15 protein-coding genes are annotated in these 17,363 nt (G+C 71.8%); 10 read left to right on the plus strand and 5 right to left on the minus strand.

Annotation, left to right across the window (positions count from 1 at the left end):
* Nucleotides 1-26 precede the first annotated feature (26 nt).
* The 6 genes from BLS95_RS08775 (at nucleotide 27) to BLS95_RS08800 (ending at nucleotide 8,342) form a co-directional block, all read left to right on the plus strand.
* Complete coding sequence (locus BLS95_RS08775) at nucleotides 27-509, plus strand: (2Fe-2S)-binding protein (protein ID WP_090930367.1); 483 nt, start codon at nucleotides 27-29, stop codon at nucleotides 507-509.
* Complete coding sequence (locus BLS95_RS08780) at nucleotides 506-2,863, plus strand: xanthine dehydrogenase family protein molybdopterin-binding subunit (RefSeq protein ID WP_090930368.1); 2,358 nt, start codon at nucleotides 506-508, stop codon at nucleotides 2,861-2,863. Before BLS95_RS08775 ends, BLS95_RS08780 begins: the two co-directional genes overlap by 4 nt.
* A complete protein-coding gene (locus BLS95_RS08785) occupies nucleotides 2,860-3,714 on the plus strand; it encodes an FAD binding domain-containing protein (RefSeq protein ID WP_090930369.1) in 855 nt (284 codons plus the stop codon). Before BLS95_RS08780 ends, BLS95_RS08785 begins: the two co-directional genes overlap by 4 nt.
* Before the next feature lie 75 nt (nucleotides 3,715-3,789).
* A complete protein-coding gene (locus BLS95_RS08790) occupies nucleotides 3,790-4,518 on the plus strand; it encodes an SRPBCC family protein (protein ID WP_090930370.1) in 729 nt (242 codons plus the stop codon).
* A 132-nt stretch (nucleotides 4,519-4,650) separates the two neighbouring features.
* Nucleotides 4,651-7,281, plus strand: coding sequence for a bifunctional glycosyltransferase/CDP-glycerol:glycerophosphate glycerophosphotransferase (locus BLS95_RS08795; protein ID WP_090930371.1), 2,631 nt, complete (start codon nucleotides 4,651-4,653; stop codon nucleotides 7,279-7,281).
* Nucleotides 7,278-8,342 (plus strand): glycosyltransferase, encoded by a 1,065-nt coding sequence (locus BLS95_RS08800; RefSeq protein WP_090930372.1) that lies wholly within the window; start codon nucleotides 7,278-7,280, stop codon nucleotides 8,340-8,342. The genes BLS95_RS08795 and BLS95_RS08800 overlap by 4 nt, the downstream gene beginning before the upstream one ends.
* 10 nt (nucleotides 8,343-8,352) lie before the next feature.
* Here BLS95_RS08800 and BLS95_RS08805 read toward each other — a convergent pair whose 3' ends face one another.
* From BLS95_RS08805 to BLS95_RS08815, 3 genes are read right to left on the minus strand one after another with little or no spacing between them, the layout of a single operon-like run.
* The gene (locus BLS95_RS08805; protein ID WP_090930373.1) at nucleotides 8,353-9,393 is read right to left on the minus strand and encodes a sulfotransferase family protein; all 1,041 of its coding nucleotides are present in this window, start codon (nucleotides 9,391-9,393) and stop codon (nucleotides 8,353-8,355) included.
* Between the two features lie 22 nt (nucleotides 9,394-9,415).
* Nucleotides 9,416-10,264 carry a CDP-alcohol phosphatidyltransferase family protein gene (locus BLS95_RS08810; RefSeq protein ID WP_245764930.1) on the minus strand — a complete coding sequence of 283 codons (849 nt, stop codon included), beginning with the start codon at nucleotides 10,262-10,264 and terminating at the stop codon, nucleotides 9,416-9,418.
* A 48-nt stretch (nucleotides 10,265-10,312) separates the two neighbouring features.
* Nucleotides 10,313-11,758: a glycosyltransferase family 2 protein gene (locus BLS95_RS08815; protein ID WP_176993087.1), complete on the minus strand. Its 1,446-nt coding sequence runs from the start codon at nucleotides 11,756-11,758 to the stop codon at nucleotides 10,313-10,315.
* 165 nt (nucleotides 11,759-11,923) lie between these two features.
* Between BLS95_RS08815 and BLS95_RS08820 the strand changes: the two genes are divergently transcribed.
* The gene (locus BLS95_RS08820) at nucleotides 11,924-12,415 is read left to right on the plus strand and encodes a GNAT family N-acetyltransferase (RefSeq protein WP_218135654.1); all 492 of its coding nucleotides are present in this window, start codon (nucleotides 11,924-11,926) and stop codon (nucleotides 12,413-12,415) included.
* Nucleotides 12,412-13,455, plus strand: coding sequence for a pseudaminic acid synthase (gene pseI / locus BLS95_RS08825; RefSeq protein WP_090930376.1), 1,044 nt, complete (start codon nucleotides 12,412-12,414; stop codon nucleotides 13,453-13,455). The genes BLS95_RS08820 and pseI overlap by 4 nt, the downstream gene beginning before the upstream one ends.
* 4 nt (nucleotides 13,456-13,459) lie before the next feature.
* Here the strand turns inward: pseI and BLS95_RS08830 are convergent, their stop codons facing one another.
* Complete coding sequence (locus BLS95_RS08830) at nucleotides 13,460-14,434, minus strand: PseG/SpsG family protein (RefSeq protein ID WP_090930377.1); 975 nt, start codon at nucleotides 14,432-14,434, stop codon at nucleotides 13,460-13,462.
* Entirely contained in the window at nucleotides 14,431-15,159 is a 729-nt protein-coding gene (locus BLS95_RS08835) for a cytidylyltransferase domain-containing protein (protein ID WP_281249963.1), read from the minus strand. Before BLS95_RS08835 ends, BLS95_RS08830 begins: the two co-directional genes overlap by 4 nt.
* 102 nt (nucleotides 15,160-15,261) lie before the next feature.
* Here BLS95_RS08835 and pseB point away from each other — a divergent pair, with 102 nt between their 5' ends.
* Nucleotides 15,262-16,239 (plus strand): UDP-N-acetylglucosamine 4,6-dehydratase (inverting), encoded by a 978-nt coding sequence (gene pseB, locus BLS95_RS08840; protein WP_090930379.1) that lies wholly within the window; start codon nucleotides 15,262-15,264, stop codon nucleotides 16,237-16,239.
* The gene (locus tag BLS95_RS08845) at nucleotides 16,239-17,363 is read left to right on the plus strand and encodes an aminotransferase class V-fold PLP-dependent enzyme (RefSeq protein ID WP_090930380.1); all 1,125 of its coding nucleotides are present in this window, start codon (nucleotides 16,239-16,241) and stop codon (nucleotides 17,361-17,363) included. Before pseB ends, BLS95_RS08845 begins: the two co-directional genes overlap by 1 nt.

Here is a 17,363-nt window from a genome sequence, read left to right on the forward strand (position 1 = left end):
TTTCCCCTGCTCCTGAGGGAGGACGTATGCCCCGAATCACCGTCACTGTCGACGGGGTCAAATACGAGGAGGACGTCGAGCCGCGACTCCTGCTCGTCCACCTACTGAGAGAACGGCTGGGCAGGACCGGTACGCCGGTCGGATGCGACACCAGCAACTGCGGCGCCTGCACGATCATGCTCGACGGCAAGAGCGCCAAGAGCTGCTCCGTGCTCGCCGTACAGGCCGACGGTTGTGACATCCTCACGATCGAGGGCCTCAGCGAGGGCGGCCGGATGCATCCCATGCAGCGGGCCTTCCACGAAGAGCACGCGCTGCAGTGCGGCTACTGCACGCCCGGCATGGTCATGGCCGCGATAGACCTCCTGCGGGAGGACCCCGACCCGTCCGAGGAGACGATCAGGCACGGGCTGGAGGGCAACCTCTGCAGGTGCACCGGATACTGCAACATCGTGCGCGCGGTACGCAGGGGCGCGCAGGAGATGGGGCAGGCGGTGAACACGCCATGACCATCCAGGAGATAGGCCGGCCGCGTAAGCGCAAGGAGGACGCCAAGCTGCTGACGGGGCGCACGCAGTGGACGGACAACCTCGCGCGCCCTGGCCTGCTGCACGTGATGTTCCTGCGCAGCCCGATGGCGCACGCCAGGATCACCAGGGTCGACGTGTCGGGGGCGCGTGACCTGCCGGGGGTCGTGGCGGCGTTCAGCGGCCAGGACCTCGCCGCCGAGCAGGGCAGCCTGCCGTGCGCGTGGCCGGTGACCGAGGACATCGTCATCCCGGACCACCCGCCGATGGCGGTCTCCGAGGTGCGGTACGTCGGCGAGGCCGTGGCCTGCGTGATCGCGACCGACCGCTACCGCGCGGCCGACGCGCTGGAGGCCATCGACATCGAGTACGAGCAGCTTCCCGCGGTGCTCGACATGAACGAGGCCCTCGCCCCGGACAGCCCGAAGGTGCACGAGTCGGGCAACCAGGCGTACTCCGTCAAGATCAACTCGGGTGACATCGAGGCCGCGTTCAGGGACGCGCCGGTGGTCGTCGACCGGACCTACATCCAGCAGCGCCTCATCCCGAGCGCCATGGAGCCCAGGGCCGTGCTGGCCGACACCGACGGCGAGTCGTTCACCCTGTGGTCGTCCACGCAGATCCCGCACGTCCTGCGGGTCATGCTCGCGGTGGTGACCGGCATCCCCGAGCACAGGCTCCGCGTGATCGCCCCCGACGTGGGCGGCGGCTTCGGCTCGAAGTTGCAGGTCACCGCGGAAGAGGTGCTCTGCCTGCTGCTCACCCGCAGGCTCGGCAGGCCGGTCAAGTGGACCGAGTCGCGCTCCGAGGGCAACCTGACGGTGCACCACGGCCGCGACCAGATCCAGCACGTACGGCTGGCCGCCGACGCCGACGGCCGCATCCGCGGGCTGCGGGTCAGTCTGCTGGCCGACATGGGCGCCTACCTGATGCTGCTCACGCCGGGCGTGCCGACGCTGGGCGGGCCGATGTTCAACGCGATCTACAAGATGGACGCGTACGAGTTCGCCTGCACGGGTGTCTTCACCACCAAGATGCCCACGGACGCCTACCGCGGCGCGGGCCGTCCGGAGGCGACGTTCGGCATCGAGCGCACGATCGACGAGCTGGCCGCCGAGCTCGGCATGGACCCGGTGGAGCTGCGTAAGCGCAACTGGATCAGGCACGAGGAGTTCCCGTACACCACCGTCTCGGGCCTGACGTACGACTCCGGCAACTACGAGGCGGCGACCGAGCGGGCGATGTCCCTGTTCGGCTACGACAAGTTGCGGGCCGAACAGGTCGACCGCCGTGACAGGGGCGACCCGGTGCAGCTCGGGATCGGCGTCAGCACGTACACGGAGATGTGCGGGCTGGCCCCGTCCAGGTGGCTCGGTGAGGCCAACTTCGGCGCGGGCGGCTGGGAGCACGCCTCGGTGCGCATGCTGCCGACGGGCAAGGTGGAGGTCATCACCGGCAGCTCGCCGCACGGGCAGGGCCACGTGACGTCGTGGAGCCAGATCGCGGCCGACGCGCTCGGCGTGCCGTTCGACGACATCACGGTGCTGCACGGCGACACCGCCGTGGCGCACAAGGGCATGGACACCTACGGCTCGCGTTCGCTGGTCATCGGCGGCATGGCCGTGCTCAAGGCGTGCGACAAGGTCAAGGAGAAGGCCCGCAAGCTCGCCGCGCACGCGCTGGAGTGCTCCCCCGACGACCTGGAGTTCGAGGCGGGGGCGTTCAAGGTGCGGGGCACGGACTCGCAGAAGACCATCCAGGAGCTGGCCTTCGCCGCGTTCACGGCGCACGACCTGCCCGAGGGGATGGAGCCGAGGCTCGACTCCGACGTCACCTTCGACCCGGAGAACTACTCCTTCCCGCACGGCACCCACCTGTGCGCGATGGAGGTGGACACCGAGACGGGCATGGTGAAGATCCGCTCGTACGTGGCGGTCGACGACATCGGCAAGGTCATCAACCCGCTGATCGTCGAGGGCCAGCTGCACGGCGGCATCGCCCAGGGCATCGCGCAGGCGCTGTACGAGGAGGCCGTGTACGACGCCGACGGCAACCTGCTGACCACCACGATGGCCGACTACCTGCTGCCCTCGGCGGCGGACCTGCCGTCGTTCGTCCTCGACCGGACCGAGTCGCCCGCCACCAGCAACCCGCTGGGCGTCAAGGGCGTCGGCGAGGCCGGCACGATCGCCTCCACCCCGGCCGTGGTGAACGCCATCGTGGACGCCCTGCGCCCGCTCGGCGTCCGTGACGTCCAGATGCCGTGCTCGCCGGAACGCGTCTGGCGAGCCCTCCAGGCGGCACGACAGGGGACCAGGGAAGGAGCAGGACGATGATTCCCGCACCGTTCGATTACGTGCGCCCGGATTCGCTGGCCGAGGCCTGCCAGGCCCTCGCCGCCGACGAGGAGGCCAAGGTCCTGGCCGGCGGGCAGTCGCTGATGCCGCTGCTGCGGCTGCGGCTGGCCTACCCGTCGCGGCTGGTGGACATCGGGCGGCTGCCCGAGCTGAAGGGCGTGCACGACCGCGGCGATCACGTCTTCATCGGCGCGATGGCCACGCACGACGAGGTCATGCGCTCCCACGTGGTGAACGCCGACTGCCCGCTGATAGCGCTGGCCACCGCGACGGTGGCGGACCCGGCGATCCGGCACCGGGGCACGTTCGGCGGCTCGCTGGCCCACGCTGACCCGGCCGGCGACCTGCCGGCCGTGGTGCTGGCGCTGGAGGGCGTGTTCGTGACCAGGTCGGAGCAGGGCGAGCGGGAGATCCCGGCGGCCGAGTTCTTCGTCGACTACCTGGAGTCCGCGCTGCGGACCGCCGAGGTCCTGGTCGGGGTGAAGATCCCCAAGCTGGGGCCGGGGTGGGGCTTCCACTACGAGAAGTTCCGCAGGACCGCGCAGGCGTGGGCGATCGTCGGCGTGGCGGCGGCCGTCAGGCGCGCCAACGGCTCGATCGCCGAGGCCAGGATCGGGTTGTCGAACATGGGGCCGACGCCCGTGCGCGCCCACGCGGCCGAGGCCGGTCTGCGTGACGCGGAGCTGGGCGACCAGGTGCGGCAGGCGTGCGAGCAGGCGGCGGCCGACACCTCGCCGTCGTCCGACCTGCACGCCCAGGCGGACTACCGCCGCCATCTGGCCAGGGTGCTGACCCATCGCGCGGTACGCGCCGCGGCCGGATCGCCCTGACCCCGTCGCGGGGGCGCCTCTTCCGGGGCGCCCCCGTGCGGACGTAGTGTCGATAGTGGGAGAAGGAGCGGATCGATGGCGATGCGGTTCGAGCACGAGTTCACTGTTCCCGTTCCGATCGAGCAGGCCTGGGCGGTGTTGCTCGATGTCGAACGGGTGGCGCCGTGCCTGCCCGGGGCGACGCTCGACCTCTTCGAGGACGACGAGTTCACCGGCAGGATGAAGGTCAAGGTCGGCCCGATCACGGTGACCTATCGCGGCTCGGCCAGGTTCGAGGACGTGGACAAGGACTCCTCCTCACTCACGATCAAGGCGTCCGGCAAGGAGGCCCGGGGCTCCGGCACGGCCTCGGCCACGGTCAAGGCGCGGATGGTGCCGCGCGGGGAGGCCACGGCGGTGACCGTGGAGACCTCGTTCAACGTGACCGGGCGGCCCGCCCAGTTCGGGCGGGGGGTGATGGCCGAGGTCGGTGGCAAGCTCATCGAGAAGTTCGCGGCCAACCTGGCCGCGCTGCTCACCGAGTCCACCGTGGAGCCCGCCCCGGCCGCCGCTCCGGCGGCCCCCCAGAAGGACGCCGGCCGGGCGACGGCACAGGACGAGCGGCATCTCAGCGCCGTGCCCGCGCCGCCGGCGCAGGAGGCTCGCCCGGTGGGGACGTTGCGCACGTCGCGCACGGCGGACGAGGAGGCGCTGGACCTGCTGGAGATCGCCGGGCAGCCGCTGCTGAAGCGGCTGGCGCCGGTGGCGGGGGCGCTCGCGGCGCTGCTGGTCATCGTATGGGTGATCCGCCGGCTGATCCGCTGAACCGCACGCTCCTTTTATTGACTTCTCGGACTTTGGGCTGATTTCGGACAATAGTCCATCAAGTCCGGACACTTCCCTCGGCCCGGGGGAAGTGCTTCCCGCAGGTGATTGGACCAGCGGGGGGATCTTGCCATGCCGGACTGCACCGTTGTCGTCATCTCCTACAACGACGCCGGCCGCCTGCCCAGGGCCGTACGTTCCGTGCTGCGCCAGTCGCTGCGCGACGTCGAGGTGGTCATCGCCGACGACGCCAGCACGGACGCCACGCCCGAGGTCGCCGCCCGGCTCATGAAGAGCGACCCGCGGGTGCGCTACCTTCGCAGGCACACCAACAGCGGGCACTGCGGGGCGCCCAGGAACGACGGCGTCGAGGCCGCCCGCTCCCCCTACGTGATGTTCCTCGACAGCGACGACGAGCTGCCCAGGCACGCGTGCAAGAGCCTGCTGGCCGAGATCGAGCGCACCGGGGCCGACTTCGTCTCGGGGCAGATCTCGCGGCTGTTCGAGTCGGACGGCCGGCTGCAGCCGTACTATCCCACCCTGTTCGCCCGGCGGCGGGTGGTGGCCGGCATCAGGCAGGAGCCGGAGCTGTTCCTGGACTCCTTCAGCACGAACAAGCTCTACAGCCTGGCCTTCCTGCACGACAACCTGCTGCGCTTCCCCGAGGACGTCCACTACGAGGACCACGTCTTCACGGCCGAGCTGTACGCGCTGTCGCGCCGGTTCGCGGTGGTGCCCTGGGTGGTCTACCACTGGCACCGGGCCCGCTCGAACGACTCGATCTCGCTGAGCATCGAGGACCTGGAGAACGTGCGGCAGCGGGTGGCCGCGGCCCGCCTGAGCGACGACATCCTGCGCGCCCACGAGGCCGGCGACCTGGTGCCGCACCGGCAGCGCCGGTTCCTGGTGCAGGACCTGCGGGTCTACCTGAACCCGCTGCCCACCAGGGACCTGGTGTGGGCCAAGGAGTTCGCCTCGATCGTGCGGCCGTACATGGAGGAGATCCCGGCCGAGGTGCTGGAAGGGATGGAGCCGCTGGACCGGGTCTGCTGCCAGCTCATCCTCGACGACAGGATCGAGGACCTGCGGACGGCCGCGGGCTCGCTCACCGGGCCGCGGGCCGCCCCACGGGCGGCGGTCCAGCTCGACGGGCGTACGTACTGGGGGACCCGCGTGTCGCCGGGCCTGGACATCACCCGGCTGCGGCTGGCCGAGCTGCCGTTCTCGGCCTCCCGGCTGCGGCACGAGGTGGCGGCGCTGGTCCCGGACGGCGAGCGGGTGCGGATGACCGTGCGCACCTACGACCCCTTCGGCGTGCTGCCGCAGGAGTGGGCGGCGTTCCTGGGGCTGGGCAGGCAGCGGGTGCCCATCGCGCCGGAGCCGTCCGGCGAGGGCGGGTACGTCAGCGAGGTCACCTTCACCCCGGCGGGCAAGTGCGATCCGGTCATCGGCTTCATCCGGACTGCGGACGGCCACATCACGACCGACCGGCTCATCGTCGATCCGCACCTGGAGCCGATCGAGCTGCCGGGGGGCACCGTGCGGGCCGAGGGGTACGCGGCCTACCTGTGCGTACGCCCCGTCCCCGGCCGGGCGTCGGTGACCCGGCGGGTGCGGCAGCGGCTGATGAAGCGCTTCAACACGCCCCAGAACAAGCTGCGGGCCTACAAGGTGCTGATCAAGGTGCTCCCCCGGCGCGAGAACCTGGCCCTGTTCGAGTCCGACGTCGGCAGGAGCTGCAGCGGCAGCCCACGGGCCCTCTACGAGGAGCTGCGCCGGCGCGACCTGCCGATCGACGTGGTCTGGTCGGTGGCCAAGGACCGCAAGAACTTCCCCCCGGGCGTGACGCTCGTGCGCCGGGGAAGCTGGCGTCACCTCTGGACGATGGCCCGCGCCGGGTTCTGGGTGGACAGCCACGGGTTCCCGCTGGACTACCCCAAGCCGCGCGGCACCCGCTACCTGCAGACCTGGCACGGCCAGGGGATCAAGTCGATCGGGTTCGACGCGCCCGACCTGCGCGGCGACTTCGACAAGCCGCGCGCCCAGTGGCGGGCCGCCGTCGCCCGCTGGGACGCGCTGGTCTCGCCCAGCGCGGAGTTCTCCCGGGTGTTCCCGCCGGCGAACGGGTACACGGGGCGGGTCTACCGGTTCGGCACGCCGCGGTGCGACGCGCTGATCAGGGGCGAGGTCACGGATGACGTGGCCGCCCGGCTGGAGATCCCGGCCGGGCAGAAGGTCCTGCTCTACGCGCCCACCTACCGGGACCGGGTCAAGGGCAGCGGCCAGTCCGTCCGGGTGGACCTGGAGCTGCTGGCCGACGCGCTGGCCGAGGAATGGGTGCTGCTGCTGCGTACGCACCCGGTGGAGCGCTACACCGCGCCCGAGCACCTGAGGCACTTCGTCCGCCCGGCCGGGTCCTATCCCGAGATCAACGACCTGATCCTGGCCTCGGACGCGCTGCTGACGGACTACTCGTCGGTGATGTGCGACTACGCGATCACCGGCAAGCCCATGCTGTTCTACATCGACGACTGGGACGAATACCGCCTGTCGGAGCGCGGGGTCTACCACGACCTGCCCGCCATCGCGCCGGGGCCGTGCGTCTCGACGACCGAGGACCTGGTGGCGGCGATCCGCGACCTGGCCGCCGACCACGCGGCCCACGCCGAGCGGTACGCGGCCTTCCGCGAGCTGTGGTGCGCCGAGGAGCGGGGGGATGCGGCCGCCCGGATCGTCAGCGACTTCTTCGAGGGGCGCCGATGAGCGTCGTCTTCACCTGCCTGGACGCCGACACGCTCGGCGGCGTCCAGCAGGTCACGCACACCCTGGCCCAGGGGCTGGCCGGGCGCGGGCACGAGGTGCACGTGATCGGGCTGCACCTGTCCGCCGCGCCCTTCCAGTACGTGGACCGGCCGCGCTACCACCGCCACGTGATCGGCGGGCCGCCCGTGGAGGCGGAGCGCCGCCGCGCCCGACGGCGGGCCGACGAGCGGGTGAAGGAGCTGCTCGGCGAGATCGGGCCCGGTTACGCGGTGATGACCTCGCCGTCCGTGGTGGCCCGGCTGTCGGGGCTGCTGCCCGCGCGCCTGCGGCCGATCGGCCAGTACCACGGCTCGTACGACCACGCCCGCGGCTGCTGGCACCTCGGCTCGATCAGGCGCCACTACCCCGCGCTCGACCAGGCCGTCTTCCTCAGCGAGGACGACGCGTGGTCGTTCTCCGAGCACGCGCTGCTGCCCAACGCCTGGTCGCTGCCGAACCCCCTGGCCGCCTGGCCCGAGCACACCGCCGCCCTGGAAGCGCCGAGAGTGCTGGGAGTGGGCCGGCTGGAGGGGGTCAAGCGGTTCGACCGGCTCATCAGCGCGTTCGCCCGCGCGGGCGCGCCACCGCCGTGGGAGCTGCACCTGATCGGGGACGGCGACGAGCTGGAGCGGCTGCGCGAGCATGCCGCCGGGGAGGGCGTCGCCGACCGGGTGGTCTTCCGGGGGCTGGTGCCCGCCGCGCGGATGTCGCGGGAATACCTGGACGCCTCGATCCTGGGGCTGACCAGCGAGCACGAGGGGCTGCCGATCGTGCTGCTGGAGTCGGGGGCGCACGGGGTGCCGGCGGTGGCGTTCGACGTGTCGGGCGGGGTTCGCTCCGCGGGGCCCGTCCTGGTGCCGCCGGGGGACGTGGCGGCGTTCGCCACCGTGCTGGCCCGGCTCATGGACTCGGCGGAGGAGCGGCGGCGTCTGGGGGCCGCGGCCCGCGCACGGGCCGAGGCCTTCCGCCTCGACCTCGTGCTGGACCGCTGGGAGGAGCTGTTCGCCCACATCGAGCGCTAGGCACGGCGGGCTAGAGCGCGGGTTCGCTCATCTCCGGCCGCTGCTGCGGGATGCCGGCCAGGGAACGCTGGGTGGTGGTCAGCATCGCGGCCACCGGGCTGGGCTCCCGCAGCCGGTTGATCCGGTCGCGCATGCCCTTGCGCATGCGGCTGGCCTTGCGCTTCTGCATGGTCTTCTGGGCGGCGGTCACGTGCTCCTTGGCCGGCTTGGGAGCGCCGGTCAGCTCGTAGCCCATGGATTCCAGGCGGTCGCCGAGCATGTGCTCGCACAGCGCGATCTCCCAGTCGTCCAGCCGGTCCGCCCAGCTCCCGACGCGGCTGCGGGTGACCTCGCCGTGCGTGTTGCTGTGCCAGACCTTGTGCTGAGGCACGGCGTGGATGGCGGCCTCGCGCGGCGAGATCATCGACGGGGAGAAGTCCTCCTCCAGGAAGTGGCAGAGCTTCTTCAGCTCCGTCATCGGGTCGTCGGTGAGGTCCTCGTAACGCAGCTCGTAGTAGGTGTCCGCGGGCAGCGTGCGCCGCAGCCTGCCGCCCGCGTCGATGGCCTCGGCCCAGGTCGAGACGGCGTGGAAGGAGTCCAGCGTGTACCAGGGCATCTCCTTCAGCGAGGCCACGCAGTCGCGGCCGTCCCTGATGAGGTGCACGAACTGGGCGTCGGGGAAGAGCCGCAGCAGCAGGTCAACCTGCTTGACGTAGCTCGGCCGCTTGTCGCCCCAGCGGGCCTTGTCGAAGCGGTCGGCGTACATGCGGAACGCGGTGCCGATCACCGAGCCCAGCGAGCCGGGGGCGTCCACGGCCTCCCGGATGAACTCGTCCTTGTCGAGCTTGAGCTCGCGGAACTTGGTGCTGCGGTCGGTCGCGATCCACTGCGCCAGCGCCCGGCGGCGGTGGTCGAGCCGCAGGTCGCCCCAGGTGCGGCGGCGGTAGTACGCGGGAATGAGGAAACGCGTCTCCGGCGGCACCGAGATGCGCGGATGCGAGTGGAGCATGAGCTGGAGCATCGTGGTGCCGGAGCGCGGGCATCCGATGACGAAGATTGGCCTGTCGGACATGTCGTACTAACCCCCGAAAAACTTAGACGAGAACGTGCTCTCGGCTCTCCTGAGAGGAGGCCACGCGGTGCCTGCGCGTGAAGCGCCACATCCTGTAGACAAGGAAGATCTCGTTGACCAGCAGCATCGCCCCGGACGCCGTAGCGAGTGGGATCAGCGCCCATGCCCCCGCAAGGGGCGCGACCACGAACACCGCGGCATGGAACTCGATGCCGCTGATCAGGTGCGAGCGAACCCGGTGCCGCGCCAGGAACCGGTTGAACCGCTTGGGGAGACTCCGCCCCCGCGGCAGGCGATCGGCCTCCGAACGCCGAACCCGCTCCAAACGCTCCGGATCCATCGGGTCGGGCACCAGCGGAGCCGGCACCAGGGGCTCCAGCTCCTGGCGCTCCTCCCTGACGGCCTCGCGTACCCGCTTCATCTGCGGCGCGTTGACGTATCGGAACAGGTCCAGCACGGCCACCGCCGCACCGAGCACGACGTAAGTGACCTCGCCGGTCAGCGCGTACTGCCCGTACGCCAGCCCGCCGGCGCACATGACCACCCTGATCCGGTCCCCCACGTAGTCGAGCCAGAGGCCGAAGGGCGTCCCCGTGCCCTTGAGCCGGGCGATTTTGCCGTCCACGCAGTCGATCATGAAGCTCAGATAGAAGAAGCAGGCGCCCGCTACGAGCTGGTTCATCGCGAAACAGCCCGCCGACACCAGCCCGAGGACCAGTGAGAACACCGTGAGGCCGTTCGGCGTCAGGGACGTGCGATTGGCCACGGCGAGGGCGACCCGGCAGGCGGCCGGGTCCACGAAATACACGGTCCACCAGGAGTCTCTCCGCTTGCGTGTCTCGTGGACGTCATCGAGCGAATAGGTCCTCATGCATCCCAGCATGAACACGAGACGCGCCCGAGCGATTACTGTCTGGAACTACTGGGTGATGTCCATGCCGCTTCTTGACCAACCCGGCACGCTGAACCGCCACGCGGAGTTGGCCTCACCGTCCCTGAACCAGCCCTTGAGCACGAAACCGCGGGTCTCGGCCCGTACGCCGAGGCGCCAGACCGGCCCGCCGCCCTTCAGCCGCGCGGGATCGACGGCGGCCAGCACGCCGTGGCGGCCCGCGCGCCGCACCTCCAGCGGGACCCGGCGCCGGCCGTCGCTGAGCCACACGTTCACCTTGCCGACCTTGCGGTCCACGCGGTGCAGCGACACGTGGCCACGGATCCGGTACTCGGCGCCGGCCCACTCGCATCCCTCGACCCGGGCGATCAGCTTGAGCTCGTCGCGGGCGTCGTACACGTCGTCGGGGATGCGGAGCCGCCGGTTGCGGAAGAAGGGGTAGTCGCCGTACCAGTTGGTGTTGCGCAGCCCGCGCGGCACGATGCGGGCGCCGTCCTCGCGGGTCCGCCGGAACTCGCGGATCGCGCGCAGCTCCGCGACCAGGCCGCGGCCGAGCAGGTGCAGCTCCAGGCGGCGCAGGGACGGCGCCGTGGCCAGCACGTTCGCGCCCAGCGCGGACACCCACGCGTTGGACAGCTCCAGCAGCGGCCCCGGGTCGTCCTCACACGCCTCCAGCGCCTGGAACAGGAAGACGATGTCCTTCTCCAGCACCAGCGCGTCGAAGCCGTCGAGCAGCTCGGGCGCGCGCTCGTCGAGGAAGGCGCGGACCGCGCGGATGGCCGTCAGCCGCTCCCACAGGTTGGACAGCTCGTTGCGGCGCTGGGTGATCGAGGTCGCCCCCTCGTCGCGCTTGCGCCAGTGGTAGACCACCTCGCCCACCATGTCCACGCTGGTGGCCAGCACGTGCGCCTGCATGGCGACGGGCACATCTTCGTAGATGCCCGCGGGGAACCGCAGGCCGTGGCGCTCCCAGAAGTCGCGCCGGTAGACCTTGTTCCACACCGTACGGTCGCGGATGAGCACCTGCCTGTCGGTGATGTGGGTGCACAGCTCGGGCCGCCTGAACACCTTCTCGTGCAGGATCGACTCCTCCAGCTCGCCGTCCACCAGCCGCCGCACCGCGCCGCACGCGAGGTCCGAGCCGGTTTCGGCGAGCCTGGCGACGAGCGTCTCGTACGCCCTCGGCGGCACGACGTCGTCGCTGTCAGCGAAGGCCAGATAGGTGCCGCGGGCCTGTTTGACGCCTTCGTTACGAGCCGGCCCTGGACCGTGGTTGAGCTGCTTGATCACGACGAACCGGTCGTCCTTGGCCGCGAACTCCTCGGCCACGCGCCCGCTGCCGTCCTGCGAGCCGTCGTCGACCAGGATGACCTCCAGGTCGTCCAGGGTCTGGGCGGCCAGCGACCTCAGGCACTCGGCGATGTACGGCTCCACGTTGTAGACCGGGACGACGACGCTGAGCAGGGGGATCATGGGAAAGTCGCTCCTTGCTTCCGGGATCACGGGAGAGCTAGAGGGCAGCATGCCGCGATCGCCGGGCGGATTCCGCGCCCGATACCCGTCCCTGATGAGCTCTTTACCGGACGCAGTAATCCGCTACGTTGTGCAATGGCTCGATCGCGATCGGTAGGGGGAGCTGTGCTGAGGAGCGTCCAGGACGACGATCTGCCGGTGATGCGGCGGTGGCGCAACCACCCGCGGGTGCGCGCGGCCAGCTTCACCACGCACGAGATCGCCGAGGACGAGCACGCCCGCTGGTGGGCGGCCATCCGGGCGGACGCCGACAGGCTCGTGCTGATCTACGACCACGAAGGCGCCGCCGCCGGGGTGGTGACGTACTCGGGGCTTTGCACTGGCACCGCCACCTGGGGCTTCTACCTGGACCACGACGGGCTGGAGGGGTCGGGGCGGCTGCTGCGGGCCTGGATCGGCCTGGAGCGGGCGGCCATCGAGCACGCCTTCGGGCCGCTCGGGGTGACGGCCCTGCGCGGCATGGTGCTGGCCGAGAACGAGCCGGTCAGGCTGCTGCACAGGCGGTTCGGGTTCGTGGAGGTCGGCACCTACCAGCGGGAGGTGGACGGGGTGCCGCGCGACGTCGTGGCCATCCAGCTGAGGAAGGGGCAGGCATGATCTCCATCGCGGGGCGGCCGATCGGGGCCGGGCATCCGCCGTACGTCGTGGCCGAGCTGTCGGGCAACCACAACGGGAGCCTGGAGCGGGCGCTGGCCATCGTGGACGCGGTCGCCGCCGCCGGGGCGCACGCGCTGAAGCTGCAGACCTACCGGCCCGACACGCTGACCGTCGACTGCGACGCGCCCGCGTTCCGGATCGGCGAAGGGCACGCGCTGTGGGGCGGGGAGACCCTCTACCGGCTCTTCGAGCGGGCCCACACGCCGTGGGAGTGGCACGAGCCGATCTTCGAGCGGGCGCGCTCGCACGGGCTCACCGCCTTCTCCTCGCCGTTCGACCCGACCGCCGTCGAGCTGCTGGAGAAGCTCGGCGTGCCGGCGTACAAGATCGCGTCGTCGGAGATCGTGGACCTGCCGCTCATCAGGCTGGCCGCGGCGACCGGCAAGCCGCTGATCATCTCCACCGGGATGGCCTCGGCCGCGGAGATCCACGAGGCGGTGACCGCCGCCCGCGAGGCGGGTTGCACCCAGCTCGCCGTGCTGTCGTGCACGGCCTCCTACCCGGCCGCGCCCGAGGAGAGCAACCTGCGGGCGCTGCCGCTGCTGGCGGCGCTCACCGGGGAGGTCGTCGGGCTCTCCGACCACACGCCGGGGCTGGGCGCCGCGCTGGCCGGGGTGGCACTCGGGGCCTGCCTGATCGAGAAACACGTCACCGCCTCGCGGGCGGACGGCGGGGTGGACGCGGCCTTCTCGCTGGAGCCGGACGAGCTGGCGGCGCTGGTGGTGGAGAGCGAGCGGGCCTGGCGGTCGCTGGGCGACCCGGTGCTCGGGCCGCGCGCCTCCGAGCGCGAGGGCCTGCGCTTCCGCCGCTCCCTTCACGTCGTACGGGACGTACGCGCGGGCGACCAGGTGACCCCGGAGAACGTCCGCTCGATCCGCCCGGCCGGCGGCCTGCCCCCCGAGGCCGCCGCCCACGTGATGGGCCGGCACTTCACCAGGGACGCGCCCCTCGGCACCCCGCTGAGCTGGGACCTGATCTAGCGGGTCACGACCGGGCCAGCGCGAGCAGGGCGTCGGCGACGCGTTCCCTGCCCCGGCCGTCCACCAGGCCGCCGCCCCGCCTGCCGTGCTCCTCGCGGACGGCGGGGTCGGCGAGCAGCCGGGCGAGCAGGGCCACGGCCCGCGCGTCGGCGGCCCGCCCGAGCCCGGCCGCGGCCCCCCGGTCCACCAGCTCTCGATAGCCGACGAGCTGGTTGTCGGCCACCCAGCTCAGCGCCGCGGGCACCCCCAGGTAGAGCAGCTCCCAGACGGCCGAGCCGGCCGCGGTGACCACGAGGTCGGCGCCGGCCATGAGCTCGGGCAGCCGGTCCGTCGGCGGGATCACGGCGATCGGCCCGCCCGCCGCGAACGGCGTCGGGCTGACGACCGTCCCCCTGAACGGCACTCCGGTGGCCAGCAGCGCCGCCGCCCAGGCGGGAGCGACGCCGGCGCTGTCGGTGCCGCCGAAGAAGCACAACACGTGAGGCACCGGCCCGGGATCCGGGGCCCGCCTGTGCCGCCGCACGCTGTCGCGCAGCAACACGTAACGCGCCCCCGCCAGCCGGCGGGCAGGCCCGGAGAAGGGGCGGCGCTCGGCGCCCAGGTTCTGGTCCAGATAGAGGTCGGCCTGCTGGCCCGGCGGGTCGCCGTCCACGATCGCCAGCACCGGGAAGCCCGCCTCCCGCAGCACCGCCCCGGTCTCCGCGGGCAGGTCGTAGGAGTCGAGCACCACGGCGTCCAGGCGCAGCTCGCAGGCCAGTGCCGCCAGGCGCGGCGCGGACGCGGGCGCGGCCACCAGCGGGAACCCGCGCTCACGCAGCTGCGCCCTGGCCCACTCCGACCCGTGCACCGCGCCGAGGAAGACCGCCTCGACGCCCCTGCCGCGCAGCTCCTCGGCCAGCGCCACGCAGCGCACCAGATGGCCCACCCCGCTGCCGACCCCGGCGTCGCAGCGGAAACCCACCCGTGCCATCGCCCTCACGCGTCCTGCAGCGCCTTCTGCCGCACGTGGGCGTTGAGCCCGCACACTTCGGGCCGGGCCCGCAGCCACTCCACCAGCGTCCTGACCGGCACGCACCGGTCACCGAACTCCTCCGCCACCCGGGAGATGAGCCGCCAGTCGTCCTCGGTGTCGAGCGTGACCCGCAGGTCGTCGGCGACCGGCCGGTAGGACAGCCCGAGCAGCCGCGCGTCGCCCGGATGCTCGTAGACGTAGGAGGTCACGTGGGTGCGGTGGAAGGAGGTCGCCTCCGCGTCGGCCCGCTCCAGCGCCGCCCGGCCCACGATCTCCACGTCCAGCCCGCGCGGCAGCGTGCGGGTCAGGCTCGTGCTCAGGTAGTCGAGCCCGGGAACGGCGCGGAAGACCAGCGCCGCCTCCCTGATCACGGCGGGGTCGAGCAGCGGGCAGTCCGCCGTGAACCTCATCACGGCCCGCGCCCGCCGCCCCGCCGCCGCCTGCACGAACCGGGTCAGCACGTCGTCCACGGGCCCCCGGTGCCAGGCCACGCCGAGCCGGCGGCACTCGGCCACCACGGCGTCGTCGGCGGCCTCCGTCGTGGTGGCGACCACGAGATCGTCCAGCGCGCCCGCCTCCCGCGCGGCCCGGACCACCCACCCCAGCACGGAACGGCCGCGCAGCTCCCGCAGCACCTTCCCCGGCAGGCGCGTCGAGCCCATGCGAGCCTGAACAATCCCGACAATACGCACCAAAGCCCCATTCCCCCGTGCGACTCTGCGTCATTGAACGATCGCGCTATGCTACCGCCTGCTTGAACGACTACAGCGTGTAAGCGCGACTCAGGGGGCCACGTGAGCATTCTCAGTGGATCGTCCATCCTCGTCACCGGCGGCACGGGGTCCTTCGGCAAGTCCTTCATCCGCCACGCGCTCGACTCCCTCGGGGTGCGGCGGCTCGTGATCTTCTCCCGCGACGAGCTCAAGCAGTACGAGCTCAGGCAACTCTTCCACGACGACGAGCGGCTGCGCTGGTTCATCGGCGACGTCAGGGACCGCGACCGGCTGACCCGCGCCATGCACGGAGTCGAGCACGTGGTCCACGCGGCGGCGCTCAAGCAGGTGGACACGGCCGAGTACAACCCGTTCGAATACGTCCGCACCAACATCGCCGGATCACAGAACGTCGTGGAGGCCGCGATCGACTCCGGCGTGCGCAAGGTGGTCGCGCTCTCCACCGACAAGGCCTCCAGCCCGATCAACCTGTACGGCGCCACGAAGCTGGTCGCCGACAAGCTGTTCGTGTCGGCCAACCACTACGCCGCCGCGCACGAGACCCGCTTCGCCGTCGTCCGCTACGGCAACGTCGTCGGCAGCCGGGGCTCGGTGGTGCCGTTCTTCCAGCGGCTGGCCGCGCAGGGCGGCAGCCTGCCGATCACCGACAAGCGCATGACCAGGTTCTGGATCACGCTGGAGCAGGCCGTCAGGTTCGTCGTCGACTCCTTCGACCTGATGCAGGGCGGCGAGCTCTACGTGCCGCGCATCCCCAGCATGCGCATCACCGACCTGGCCGAGGCCCTGGCCCCGGACAACTCGATCTACGAGATCGGCGTCCGGCCGGGCGAGAAGCTGCACGAGGAGATGATCGCGCCGGACGACGCCCGCAGGACGCTGTGCCTGGCCGACCGCTACGTGGTCCAGCCCACCATCGCGACCTGGGGCTACGTGCCGCCGTGCGGCGGCGAGCAGATGCCGGACGGCTTCGCCTACCGCTCCGACACCAACGACCGGTGGCTCTCGGTGGAGGAGCTGCGCGAGATGGTGTCCGGCTGATGCTCCCCTACGGCCGGCAGTCGATCGCGGACTCCGACGTCGAGGCGGTGGCCGAGGTGCTGCGCGGCGACTGGCTCACGACCGGCCCCGCGGTCGGCGTGTTCGAGGCCGAGCTGTCCCGCTGGACGGGCGGCGTGCCGTGCGTGTCGGTCACCTCGGGCACCGCGGCGCTGCACGTGGCCTACGTGGCGGCGGGGGTGCGGGCCGGTGACGAGGTGGTGACCTCGCCGCTGACGTTCGTGGCCACGGCCGCCACGGCGGCGCTGCTGGGCGCGCGGGTGCGCTTCGCCGACGTGCAGCCCGACACCGGCAACCTCGATCCCGGCGCCGCCGCGGCGCTGGTCACGGCCAGGACGCGGGTGGTCACGGCGGTGGACTACGCCGGCCATCCGGCCGACTACGACGAGCTGCGCGCGGTCTGCGAGCGCGCCGGCGCGAGGCTCATGAGCGACGCCGCGCACTCGATCGGGGCGGCCTACAAGGACCGGCCGGTGGGCGCGGTGGCGGACCTGACGACGTTCTCGTTCTTCCCGACCAAGACCGTGACGACGGCCGAGGGCGGGGCGGTGGCCGCGGCCGATCCCGGCCTGCACGCGCGGGCCGCCCGCTTCCGCAACCACGGCCTGGTCAGGGAGCCCGCCGAGCAGCGCGACCCCGGCGAGGGCGGCTGGCACCAGGAGGTGCACGAGTTCGGGCTGAACTACCGGCTGCCCGACGTGCTCTGCGCGCTCGGCCTCAGCCAGTTGCGCCGGCTGGAGCGGTTCAGGGCGCGCCGGGCCGAGCTGGTCGCACGCTACGACCTGCTGCTGCGCGACGTGCCCGGGCTCGGGCTGCCGGCCAGGCGGGCGTACGTGACGCCGAGCTGGCACCTCTATCCCGTCAGGATCCGCGACGGCCGCCGGCGCGAGGTCTACGAACGCATGCGGGCCGCCGGGATCGGGGTGCAGGTCAACTACCTGCCCGCGTACCGGCATCCGGTGTTCGAGGACCTGGGCTACCGGCGCGGGCTCTGCCCGCTGGCGGAGGCGTACTATGCCGAGCAGTTGTCGCTGCCGCTCTTCCCCGCCCTGTCCGACGCCCAGCAGGACCGGGTCGTGGAGACGCTGACCGGCATCCTGGCGTGA

The organism is Nonomuraea jiangxiensis, assembly GCF_900099965.1.
GTDB lineage: Bacteria > Actinomycetota > Actinomycetes > Streptosporangiales > Streptosporangiaceae > Nonomuraea > Nonomuraea jiangxiensis.